Source organism: Amorphoplanes friuliensis DSM 7358 (assembly GCF_000494755.1).
GTDB lineage: Bacteria > Actinomycetota > Actinomycetes > Mycobacteriales > Micromonosporaceae > Actinoplanes > Actinoplanes friuliensis.
Window position 1 is genome coordinate 7,227,522 of record NC_022657.1, and the last position, 12,078, is coordinate 7,239,599.

The window sequence follows — 12,078 nt, forward strand, 5'->3', positions numbered from 1 at the left end:
ATTCTAGAGCCTGCGTTGACCCAACTTCGCTGAAGTTGGGCCTTCGCCAGGCGTCACACCGGGCGCGGTCAGCGGCTGTCGCTCTCGCCCGCGGTGATCGCGGCGCGGCCGGCTTCCAGGCGGGCGACCGGCACCCGGAACGGTGAGCAGGACACGTAGTCCAGGCCGACCTCGTGGAAGAAGTGCACCGACTCCGGGTCGCCGCCGTGTTCGCCGCAGACGCCGAGCTTGAGGCCGGGGCGGACGGCGCGGCCTTCCTCGGTGGCGATGCGGATGAGGCGGCCCACACCGTCGCGGTCGATCGACTCGAAGGGTGAGATGCCGAAGATGCCGAGTTCCAGGTAGCGCCAGAAGAAGGCGCCTTCGACGTCGTCGCGGGAGAAGCCCCAGCCCATCTGGGTCAGGTCGTTGGTGCCGAAGGAGAAGAAGTCGGCCGCCTCGGCGATCTGGCCGGCGGTCAGCGCGGCCCGCGGCACTTCGATCATCGTGCCGATCAGGACGTGGACGCCGCTGTCCGCGACGACCTCGGTGACGATCTGTTCGCATTCGCGGCGGACCGTTTCGAGCTCCTGCACGGCGCCGACCAGCGGGACCATGATTTCCGGGTGGGGGTCGAGACCTTCGCGGGCCAGCTGCACGGCGGCCTCGGTGATCGCCCGGACCTGCATGGCGAACAGGCCGGGGATGACCAGGCCCAGGCGTACGCCGCGGAGGCCGAGCATCGGGTTCTGTTCGTGCATCCGGCGAACGGCGTCGAGCAGCTGGGCGTCCTCGGCGTGGTCCTCGCCGCGTTCACGGGCGACCGCCACGTTGACGGCCAGTTCTTCCAGCGAGGGCAGGAACTCGTGCAGCGGCGGGTCGATGAGCCGGACCGTCACCGGGAGGCCGTCCATGGCGCGGAACAGGTCGACGAAGTCCGCCCTCTGCAGTGGGAGCAGTGCGGCCAGGGCGTCCGCGCGTTCGGTCGGTGTTGCCGCCAGGATGAGGCGTTCGACGAGTTCGCGGCGGTCGCCGAGGAACATGTGCTCGGTGCGGCACAGGCCGATGCCCTCGGCGCCGAACCGCCGGGCCCGGGCCGCGTCGGCGGCGGTGTCGGCGTTGGTGCGTACGGCCAGCGCCCGCGTGGTGTCGGCGTGCGACATGAGCTTGTGGACCGCGTCGACCAGGACGGAGTCGGTCTGCTCTCCCTCGAAGTACTGCACGACCTCGGACGGGCGCACCGGCACCGCGCCGAGGTAGACGCAGCCGGTGGTGCCGTCGACCGAGATGACGTCGCCCTCGTTGATGGTCCGGCCGCCGGTCGTGAAGCGGTCGGCCGCGATCTCGACCTGGTCGGCGCCGCAGACGCAGGTGCGGCCCATGCCCCGGGCGACGACCGCGGCGTGGCTGGTCTTGCCACCACGGGCGGTCAGGATGCCCTGGGCCGCGATCATGCCGGCCAGGTCCTCGGGGTTGGTCTCCCGGCGGACCAGGATGACCTGTTCACCGGCGGCCGCGAGCTCGACGGCGCGTTCGGCGCTGAACACGGCCCGGCCGACCGCGGCACCCGGGGACGCCCCGATGCCCTTGGTCAGCGCGACGGGCTCCTCGGCGAGGTCGAAGCGCGGGAACATCAGCTGGGCGAGCTGGGCACCGGACACGCGGCGCAGCGCCTCGTCGAGGTCGATCATGCCCTCGTTGACCAGCTGCGCGGCGATGCGGAACGCCGCTCCGGCCGTACGCTTGCCGACTCTCGTCTGGAGCATCCAGAGCTTGCCGCGCTCGATGGTGAACTCGATGTCGCAGAGGTCGCGGTAGTGGCCCTCGAGCGTGGCCATGATCTCCAGCAGTTCGTCGTACGAGCGGCGGTCGAGGGTGCGGAGGTCGTCGAGCGGGATGGTGTTGCGGATGCCGGCGACCACGTCCTCACCCTGGGCGTTTTGGAGGTAGTCGCCGTAAATGCCCTGTGCGCCGCTCGCCGGGTCGCGGGTGAACGCCACGCCGGTCCCGGAGTCGGGACCGAGGTTGCCGAAGACCATCGCGACGACGTTCACGGCGGTGCCGAGGTCGGCCGGAATGCGTTCCTGACGGCGGTAGAGGACGGCGCGTTCCGCATTCCAGGAGCGGAAGACGGCCTCCATCGCCAATCGCATCTGCTCGCGCGGATCCTGCGGGAATTCGTGACCGGTGTGCTTGGCAAAAATGCGTTTGTAGCGGTCGGTGAGGGCTTGGAGATCGGCCGCTTCCAGGTGCAGATCGTCGGTCGCGCCGCGGGCGGCTTTCGCCTCGTCCAAGGCATTCGAGAATTCGTCACCGGGGACGTCGCAGACGGTTTTGCCGAACATCTGGATCAGCCGCCGGTAGGAGTCCCAGGCGAACCGTTCGTTGCCACCGGCCTGTGCCGCGAGGCCGACGACACTCTCGTCGTTGAGCCCGACGTTGAGCACCGTCTCCATCATGCCGGGCATCGAGAAGGCCGCGCCCGAACGCACCGAGACCAGCAGCGGATCACTCGCGTCGCCCAGTCGGCGGCCCATCGCCGACTCCAGCGCGGCAAGATGCTCATCGATCTCCGCGGCGAGGCCGGGCGGGTTGCTGCCGGTCGCCAGGTAGGCCTGGCACGCACTGGTCGTGACCGTGAACCCGGCCGGCACGGGGAGACCCATGCGGGTCATCTCGGCGAGGTTCGCACCCTTGCCACCGAGCAACTGTTTCAGGTCCTTGTGACCCTCGGAAAAATCGTAGACGTATTTTTCGCCGGCCTTTTCCACGACTGCCTCCCCATAGGTGATGCGTCATCGGTCGCCCTGCCTGAACGCTCTTTCAAGGGTTCTGCGGAGAATAGGGGCCGCGCAACCCGGCACCCTAGGCCTCGTGAGTAATTGCACAAGCAAAGGCGTGAATGGGCTCGAAAGAGCGTGACATCGAGCAGCCGCGAGCACGAACGAGCACCACCTGCTGGGCGTACGAGCGCAGGGGTGTCAGGATCGTCATGCTTGGTGGGCGCCGGAAATGGGCACGTCACAGGTTCGGTACATGGGCTGGCAAGGCTCCGGACAACGGACGACGACATAGGCGGTCTTTGGCATGACGGAGTCACTCAAGGTCTCGGAGGACGACGGAGCGAAGGAGGCGAGCGACACCATCGGCACCGACCTGACGCTCGGTGTCGAGGAGGAGTTGCACGTCATCGACCTCAAGACCCGGGAGCTGGTTCCCCGGGCGCCCGAGGTGCTCGATCAGCTCGACGCGGCGAACTACTCCGCCGAGCTGCACCGCTCGGTCGTGGAGACGAACACCCCGGTCGCGGCCACGCTCGACGACCTGCGCGACGGGATCGTGTCGCTGCGCCGCAAGGCCATCGGCGTCGCCGAGTCGCTCGGGCTGGGCCTGGTCGCCGCGGGCACCGTGCCGCTGGTCGACCTGGACTCGCTGCCGGTCACGCCGACCTCCCGGTACCGGCGGATGGTCGACGAATATCAGATGCTGGCCCGTGAGCAGCTCATCTGCGGCGCTCAGGTGCACGTCGGCATCCCCGACCGGGACGAGGCGGTGTCGATCGCTCAGCGTGTCGCGCCCGCGCTCCCGGTGCTGCTCGGCATCTCCGCCAGCTCCCCGTACTGGATGGGTGAGGACAGCGGTTATGCGAGCGTCCGATCGCTGGTCTGGCTGCGCTGGCCCACCGCCGGCGACAGCGGGCCCGTGACCTCGGCCGCCGACCACGACGCCCTGGTGGCCGACCTGATCGCCTCCGGGACGATCAGCGACCCCAAGATGGTCTATTTCGACGTGCGGCCGTCCGCGCACCTGCCGACGGTCGAGCTGCGGGTCACCGACTCCAGCCCCGACGCCGACACCGTGGTGCTCCTGGCCGGGCTGTTCCGCGGCCTCGTGCTGCGCGCCCGGCAGGACTACCGCGCCGGCCGCCCGATCGTCCCGACCCGGCCGCCGATCCACCGCGCCGCGATGTGGCGTGCCGCCCGGTCCGGGCTCGAAGGTGATCTGCTCGACCTGCCGCGCTCGCCCGTGCCCGTACCCGCCGCGGTCGCCGTGGAACGCCTGGTCGGCGACCTGCGCCCGCAGCTCGAGGAGCTGGGTGACTGGGAGCAGGTCTTCGACCTCTCGGTGCAGGCGCTCAGCCGGGGCAGCTCCGCCGCCCGCCAGCGCCGGGCGATGGCCCGTCGTGGCCGCATCTCCGACGTCGTCGACCTCGTGGTGGCCGACACCCGGGGTGGGGCGACCGGCATCGGCCCGGACGGGCAGACGGTCGCAGCCGGGCTCACCCCGTACGCGGCCACCGGCGACGAGGCGTTCCCCGGCGGCGATGTCGTGCCCGCTTACCAGGGAATTGTCAATGTCCTGAGCGCGCTCGGCCCGGCCGGGCTGCGCCGCCGGGAGGATGCGAAGGACGACGAGCAGCGCGCCCGCGGCATCACCTTCAGCGTGGCGGGCGAGGCAGCGACCCGGCTCTTCCCGTTCGATCTCGTGCCGCGCATCGTGCCGGGGTCGGACTGGCGTGAGCTGCAGACCGGCCTGATCCAGCGGGTCCGCGCGCTGGACGCGTTTGTCAACGACGTCTACGGCGACCGGGCCGTGGTCAAGGACGGCGTGGTGCCCGACTGGGTCATCGACGGCTCACCCGAGCTGCGGCCCAGCGGCGCCCTGGTCAGCCGCCCGGGCATCCGCGCCCAGGTGGCCGGGGTCGACCTGGTCCGTGACGGCGAGGGCAACTGGTGTGTGCTCGAGGACAACCTGCGGGTGCCCTCCGGCATCGGGTACGCGATGCAGAACCGCCGGCTCACCGAGAGTGTGCTGCCGGAGCTGCCCCGCCCGGACGAGCTGCTCAGCATCGAGGACACCCCGAAGCTGCTGTTCAAGGCCCTGCGTGACGCGGGTGGCCCGGCCGCCGGCGACGACCCGGCCGTGGTCGTGCTCAGCCAGGGACCGGACGACTCGGCCTGGTTCGAGCACCGGATGCTCGCCGAGGAGATGGGTGTCCCGCTGGTCCGCAGCACCGATCTGCTGGTCGACGACGGCATCGTCCACCGGATCGTCAGCGGCCGGAAGCACCGCGTCGACGTGATCTACCTGCGGATGGGTGAGGACAGCCTGGTCCACTCCCCCGGTGCGGACGGGATGCCGCTGGGCCCGAGCCTGGTCACCGCCCTGCACGCCGACACGATCGTGCTCGCGAACGCGCTGGGCAACGGCATCGGCGACGACAAGGCCGTGTACGCGTACGTGCCCAAGCTCATCGAGTACTACCTCGGCGAGAAGCCGCAGCTCGCGGACGTGCCCACGTACCTGTGCGGCATCCCGGAGCAGAAGGCCGAGGTGCTCGGGCGGCTGGAGGAGCTGGTCTGCAAGCCGGTCGACGGGTACGGCGGCGACCGGATCGTCATCGGCCCGCACGCGTCGCCCAGCGACCTGGCCGCGGTCCGCCGGCAGATCAACGCGGCCCCGCACCGGTGGGTGGCGCAGGAGGTCGTCGACCTCTCCACGCACCCGGTCTTCGACGGCCACCAGCTGGCACCGCGCCACGTCGACCTGCGCGCCTTCGTCTTCACCGGCACCACGTCGGTGGTGGCGCCCGCCGCCCTGACCCGGGTGGCCCCCGCGGGAAGCATGATCGTCAACTCGTCGCGCGGCGGCGGCTCGAAGGACACCTGGCTCTTCGGATAAAGAGCGTTACGACTGCGATACAAGACCGAAATAGGAGGCCTCCACCCTGGTGAATCTTGGGTGCGCCTCCGACTGCCCCAAGGAGGTTCAGGCCATGTGTGGAATCGGCGGCGAACTGCGGTACGACGCCCAGGCAGCGGACGGTGACGCCGTCCGGCGGATGTTGCCGTGCCTGGAGTCCCGTGGGCCCGACGGCGAGGGCCTCTGGCAGCGCGGACCGATCGCCTTCGGCCACCGCCGACTCAAGATCATCGACCTGTCGGAGGCCGGCGGCCAGCCGATGACCGACGAGCAGCTCGGGCTGACCCTGGTCTTCAACGGCTGCATCTACAACTATCAGCAGCTGCGCGACGAGCTCCGCGGGTACGGATACACCTTCGCCTCCACCTCCGACACCGAGGTGATCATCAAGGCGTACCACCGCTGGGGCGCCGACTGCGTCCAGCACTTCCTGGGGATGTTCGCCTTCGCGATCGCCGAGCACGCCACCGGCACGGTGATGCTGGCCCGCGACCGGCTCGGCATCAAGCCGATGTACCTCGCCGAGACCCCCGGGCGGCTGCGCTTCGCGTCGACCCTGCCTGCGCTGCTCGCGGCCGGCGACGTCGACACCTCGATCGACAAGGTCGCGCTGCAGCACTACATGACCTTCCACTCCGTGGTCCCGGCGCCGCGCACGCTGGTCGCGGGCGTCCGCAAGCTGCCGCCCGCCACGGTCCGGATCATCAAGTCCGACGGTACGAGCACAGAACGCGTCTACTGGGAGGCCGACCACACCCGCACGCTGATCAAGTCGCGGGAGGAGTGGGCCGAGGCGATCCACGAGTCCCTGCGTACGGCGGTCGAGCGCCGGATGGTCGCCGACGTGCCGGTCGGGGTGCTGCTCTCCGGTGGTCTCGACTCCAGCTACATCGTGGCGCTGCTCGCCGAGCAGGGGCAGCGCGGGCTGACCACGTTCAGCATCGGCTTCGAGTCCGCGGCCGGTGAGAGCGGCGACGAGTTCGCCTACTCCGACATCATCGCCAAGCAGTTCGACACGACCCACCACCAGATCCGCATCGGCAAGGACCGCTTCCTGCCGGCCGTGGCGCGGACGGTCGCCGCGATGAGCGAGCCGATGGTCAGCCACGACTGCATCGCGTTCAACCTGCTCAGCGAGGACGTGTCACAGCACGTCAAGGTCGTCCAGTCCGGGCAGGGCGCCGACGAGATCCTGGCCGGTTACAGTTGGTACCCGCCGCTGCGGGACGTGCCGCGCGACCAGGCCGTGGACGCGTACGCCCGGGAGTTCTTCGACCGTCCCCACAGCGAGCTGGCCCGTCAGCTGTCACTCGAGTGGCTGCTCGACGCCGACGTCAGCCGTGAGTTCGTGGCGGCGAGCTTCGCGCGGGCCGGGGCGACCTCCAGCGTCGACGCGGCGTTGCGGCTGGACTCCCAGGTGATGCTCGTCGACGATCCGGTCAAGCGCGTGGACAACATGACCATGGCGTGGGGCCTGGAGGCGCGCGTACCGTTTCTGGACCACGAGCTGGTGGAGCTCGCGGCGGCCTGCCCGCCCGAGCTCAAACTGGCTCAGGGTGGCAAGGGAGTCCTCAAGGACGCGGCCCGCGGGGTCGTGCCCGACGAGGTGATCGACCGTACCAAGGGTTACTTCCCGGTTCCCGGGATCAGGCACCTCGAAGGGCCGATGCTGGACATGGTCCGGGAGGCGCTGCACGCACCGGCGGCCCGCGCGCGAGGGCTGTTCCGGACCGAGTACGTTGACGCGCTACTGGCAGACCCGAACACTGCCCGTACGACTCTCGGGGCCAACCAGTTGTGGCAACTGGCACTGCTCGAGATGTGGCTGCAGGACAAGGGGATCTAGCAAGCAGAAGGAGGACCCGTATGACCGGTCAGCTCAACCGCGTCGACGTCACCGTGCTGCCCGTGGGGTGGCTGAACAGGAAGTCCGGGTCCCTTCCTACGGAAGTCTCCGGCAGCTGGTCGGGGGCGCTCTCGCCCGACGGCCGGCACGCGGCGTACGTCTCCGACCGCAGCGGCTCCCCCAAGGTGTGGGTGCAACCGGTCGGCAGCGAGCTGACCTTCCTGGTCGACACGGGCGAGCACCCCGTCGTCTCGGTGCACTGGTCCACCGGCGGCGGGTGGCTCGCCTGCGTCCTGGCCCCCGGCGGCGCGCCCCGCACCGAGGTGTGGCTGGTCCGCCCGGACGGCTCCGCGCTGCACCAGGTCGCCGGTTTCGGCACCGACAGCGCGGAGAACGTCCGCTGGCTGCCGGGCCGCCCGCTGCTCGCGGTGACGGAAAACCTCACCACCACCCTGCTCGTGAACGCCGAGCACGGCACCCGCGAGCCCATCGCCACCGGCGAGCTGATCTCGCTCTTCGACGTCTCCCCGGACGGTCGCCGGGCCCTGCTGCGGCACGGCCCGCGCAGCGGCCGCTACGTCGTCGTCCGCGACCTCGAGACCGGGGTCGACGAGTACGTGACCAGTGGCGAGCAGGCCTGCTTCGGCCCCGACGGCTCCGTCTACGCCCGCAGCGACGCCGGCGAGCTGCCGGTGCTGGTCCGCGCGTCCGAGGGCACCGTCGAGGTCCTGGCCTCGTCGGAGACCGCCGAGGTCGAGTCGTTCGCGCTGTCCACGGACGGCAGGTCGATCGCGGTGCTGTGGAACGTCCGCGGTGGCGAGTCCGAGCTGACGGTGCTGAGCCCGTCCGGCACCACCGCGATCGAGCTCCCCGGCAGTGTCGTCTCGGGTATTTCCTGGTGCTTCGACGGCAGCACGCTGGCGTTCACCGCCGAGGGACCGGGCCAGCCGCACGGCGTCTGGACCTGGGACGGCGAGCTGCACCCGGTCTCGGTCGAGGAGAAGGCCCCGAACGCCGTCCGTCCCACGCTGGAGCGCTTCGCGTCCCACGACGGCCTGGAGATCAGTGGCTGGCTCTTCCAGCCGTCGACCTCCGGCCCGCACCCGACGGTCGTCTGGCTGCACGGCGGGCCGGAGGCCCAGGAGCGGCCCGGGCACGGCGCGCTCTTCCAGTCGCTGGTGGACCGGGGCATCGCGGTCTTCGCCGCGAACGTCCGCGGCTCGTCCGGCTTCGGCCGCTCCTTCGTCAACGCCGACAACGGCGCCCTGCGGTACGCGGCGATCGCCGACGTGGCGTCCTGCGTCGCGCACCTGGTGGAGACCGGCGTTGCTGACCCCGCCCGCGTCGGGTGCATGGGCCGGTCGTACGGCGGTTACCTGACGCTGGCGGCGCTGACGGCGTACCCGGAGCTGTTCGCCGTGGGGATCGACGTCTGCGGCATGTCGAACTTCGCGACCTTCTACGAGCACACCGAGCCGTGGATCGCGTCCGCGGCGGTCTCGAAGTACGGCGACCCGGTGGCCGACGCCGAGCTGCTCCGCGACCTGTCCCCGATCACCCGCATCGACCGGCTCCGGGCGCCGCTGATGATCGTCCACGGCGAGAACGACAGCAACGTGCCGGTCATCGAGGCCGAGCAGGTCGTCGCGGCGCTGGCCGAGCGCGGTGTCCCCCACAAGTACCTGCTGTTCCCCGGTGAGGGCCACGAGTTGCAACACCGGTCGTCCCGGGTCGAGTTCCTCCGCGAGACGGTCGGGTGGCTGACCGGTCACCTGCTTCCCGCACCCGCCGTGACGGGTCACACGTCCTTTTTGTGACCGTCGTCGTTGTCGCTGCCCCCATCCACGGAGTTGGGTGGGGGTACGCGAGCGGACGGAGATGTTTTCATGCGAGGCAGTGCCCGGGCCTGGGCGGTATGGGCCGTGGCGCTCTCCGCGTACATCGTGGCGGTGCTGCACCGGACGTCGCTCGGCGTGGCCGGGCTCGACGCGCAGACCAGGTTCGACATCGGAGCCGGGGCGCTCGCCTCCTTCGCGGTGCTCCAGCTGCTGGTCTACGCCGGACTCCAGGTGCCCGTCGGTCTGCTGCTGGACCGGTTCGGTTCGCTGCGGCTGATCGTCGGCGGTGCGCTGATCATGGCCGCGGGGCAGACGCTCATGGCGTTCTCCGACGGGATCACCGGGGCAGTGTTCGCCCGGGTCCTGGTCGGTGCCGGCGACGCGATGACGTTCATCAGCGTGCTGCGGCTGGTGCCGCAATGGTTCCCGTCGCGGCGGGTCCCGGTCGTCACGCAGCTCACCGGGCTCGTCGGTCAGCTGGGGCAGGTGCTCAGCGCCGTACCGCTGGCTGCGCTGCTGGCCGGTCCCGGCTGGACCACCGCCTTCATCTCGGCGGCGGCCGCGGGGGTCTTCGTGGCGATCGTCGCGCTGGTGGCGCTGCACGACACCCCGGAACGCCGGGTCAACTCCGGTGAGGCGATCACCGCGCGCCAGCTCGGCGCCGACCTGGTCAGCGCCTGGCAGCATCCCGGCACGCGGCTCGGGCTGTGGACCCACTTCACCACCCAGTTCCCCGGTACGGTCTTCGCGCTGATCTGGGGATACCCGTTCCTGCTCGCGGGAGAGGGCCTGTCGCGCGGCCAGGCGAGCGGGCTGCTCACGCTCTTCGTGCTCACGGGCATGGCGGCCGGGCCGGTGGTCGGCGTGCTGGTCCAGCGGCACCCGCTGCGCCGCTCGTGGTTGGTGCTCGGCGTGATCGGCGCGAACGCCGCCGGCTGGGGTCTGATCATCGCCTGGCCGGGACGGGCACCGCTCCCCGTGCTGATCATCCTCGTGCTGGCGCTGGGCCTGGGCGGGCCGGGCTCGATGATCGGCTTTGAGTTCGCCCGCACGTTCAACCCGCCCAACCGCCTCGGCACGGCGACCGGCATCGTGAACGTGGGAGGCTTCGTGGCGTCCCTCGTGTCGATCCTGTTGATCGGTCTGATCCTGGACGCCCGCACGGGTGGTCAGGCCACGTACGGCATCGCGGACTTCAAGGTCGCCATGTCGGTGCAGTACCTGATCGGAGCCATCGGCCTGGTCGGTATCCTGCGCACCCGCAAGCTGGCCAGAGCGCGGATGGCCGCCGACGACGGTGTGGTCATCAGGCCCTTACGGGAAGTGTTCGCCGAAAAGGGATGGTTTAGCGGCGAGCGCATCGGTAAACGTTGAGGTTTTGCCCGGTAACGGCAGTTCCATGTGAGGAGGACATGAGCGAGCAGGCACCGGACCGCATCTGGTCCGGCATCGAAATCACCAAGGTCATCGCGGGCACGCTCGCGGCGGTCACCGCAGCGGTCATCGGCTCGTTCCTCGGAGTCGCCGGCACGCTGGCCGGCGCCGCTGTCGCCAGCGTCGTCGGCTCGGTAGGGACGGAGATCTACCAGAGATCGCTCAACAGGGGCGCCAAGCGCCTGGGGTCGATCGCCCCCACGTTCGTCAAGGTGCCGGCCGCGGTGGGCACTCCTGCGGTGGCCGCGGCCACCGAGGAGGAAAGCCCGTCGCACACGGTCGCGCCGAAGAAGAACATCCGCTGGGGGCACGTGGCTCTCGCCGCGACGACGTTGTTCGTGCTCGCCATGGGGTCCCTGACCCTGTTCGAGCTGTTCTCGGGCAAGTCCGTGGCCTCCACGGTCGGCACCGATTCGTCGGGTCGCACCTCGGTCAGCAGCATCTTCGGTGATGATTCCGGAGACAAGCAGAAACCGGCGGTGACACCGTCGACCGGCCCGTCCGGGGAGACCACCACGGATTCGCCGGACGCCCCGGCCAGTGGCGCACCGACGTCCACGGCCGAGCCGACCGCGACCCCGACCACCACGGACCCGGCAGCCCCGCCGGAGCCGACCACCGCGCCGACGACGGATGCCCCGCAGCAGACGCCGCCGACCGACACGCAGAACCAGGACGGGGAGCCCCTGCAGCAGCAGAACCCCGACCAGGGAAGCGACACCACGCAGTAGACCGGCTACCGCGAAGGAGTGCGACACCGTGAACGTCACCGAACTGCTCGCCGAGGCCCACGGCCGTCTGCCCGATCTGGTGCAGGCCGCGGTCGAGGACCTGAGCAAGGAGCAGCTGAGCAGGCCGCCCGCCGAGGGCGCCAACACGGTCGCCTGGCTGGTCTGGCACCTCACCCGGGTCCAGGACAGTCACCTCGCGGAGCTGACCGGTGAGGAGCAGGTCTACCTCACCGGCGACTGGGCGCCGCGCTTCGGACTGAAGCCGGATCCCGGCGACACCGGTTACGGCTACACGGCGGAACAGGTGCAGGCTGTCCGCCCGGAAAGCGCACAGACCCTGGTGGACTACTACCAGGCGGTCCACGAACGCACCGCGTCCTACCTCGCCGGCGTCGAGCCGGCCGAGCTGGACAAGGTCGTCGACCCCGCCTGGGACCCCCCGGTGACCCTGGGAGTCCGCCTGATCAGCGTTCTGAACGACGACACCCAGCACGTGGGCCAGGCGGCCTACGCCCGCGGGCTGCTCGTCTGAGGCAGGCACGACGGC

7 protein-coding genes are annotated in these 12,078 nt (G+C 70.3%); 6 read left to right on the forward strand and 1 reads right to left on the reverse strand.

Features of this window, described 5'->3' with window-relative positions; genetic code table 11:
* Positions 1-68: 68 nt before the first annotated feature.
* Positions 69-2,771, reverse strand: coding sequence for a pyruvate, phosphate dikinase (ppdK, locus tag AFR_RS33325; RefSeq protein WP_438829950.1), 2,703 nt, complete (start codon positions 2,769-2,771; stop codon positions 69-71).
* Positions 2,772-3,066: 295 nt separating this feature from the next.
* Here ppdK and AFR_RS33330 point away from each other — a divergent pair, with 295 nt between their 5' ends.
* From AFR_RS33330 to AFR_RS33355, 6 genes are all read left to right on the forward strand, one after another.
* Positions 3,067-5,661, forward strand: coding sequence for a carboxylate--amine ligase/circularly permuted type 2 ATP-grasp protein (locus AFR_RS33330; RefSeq protein WP_023561232.1), 2,595 nt, complete (start codon positions 3,067-3,069; stop codon positions 5,659-5,661).
* 94 nt (positions 5,662-5,755) lie between these two features.
* Positions 5,756-7,528: an N-acetylglutaminylglutamine amidotransferase gene (locus tag AFR_RS33335; protein WP_023561233.1), complete on the forward strand. Its 1,773-nt coding sequence runs from the start codon at positions 5,756-5,758 to the stop codon at positions 7,526-7,528.
* Between the two features lie 20 nt (positions 7,529-7,548).
* Positions 7,549-9,345, forward strand: coding sequence for a S9 family peptidase (locus AFR_RS33340; protein WP_023561234.1), 1,797 nt, complete (start codon positions 7,549-7,551; stop codon positions 9,343-9,345).
* A 69-nt stretch (positions 9,346-9,414) separates the two neighbouring features.
* Positions 9,415-10,740: an MFS transporter gene (locus tag AFR_RS33345; RefSeq protein ID WP_041841335.1), complete on the forward strand. Its 1,326-nt coding sequence runs from the start codon at positions 9,415-9,417 to the stop codon at positions 10,738-10,740.
* Between the two features lie 38 nt (positions 10,741-10,778).
* The gene (locus AFR_RS33350; protein ID WP_023561236.1) at positions 10,779-11,531 is read left to right on the forward strand and encodes a hypothetical protein; all 753 of its coding nucleotides are present in this window, start codon (positions 10,779-10,781) and stop codon (positions 11,529-11,531) included.
* A gap of 28 nt (positions 11,532-11,559) precedes the next feature.
* The gene (locus tag AFR_RS33355; protein ID WP_023561237.1) at positions 11,560-12,063 is read left to right on the forward strand and encodes a mycothiol transferase; all 504 of its coding nucleotides are present in this window, start codon (positions 11,560-11,562) and stop codon (positions 12,061-12,063) included.
* Positions 12,064-12,078: the final 15 nt, after the last annotated feature.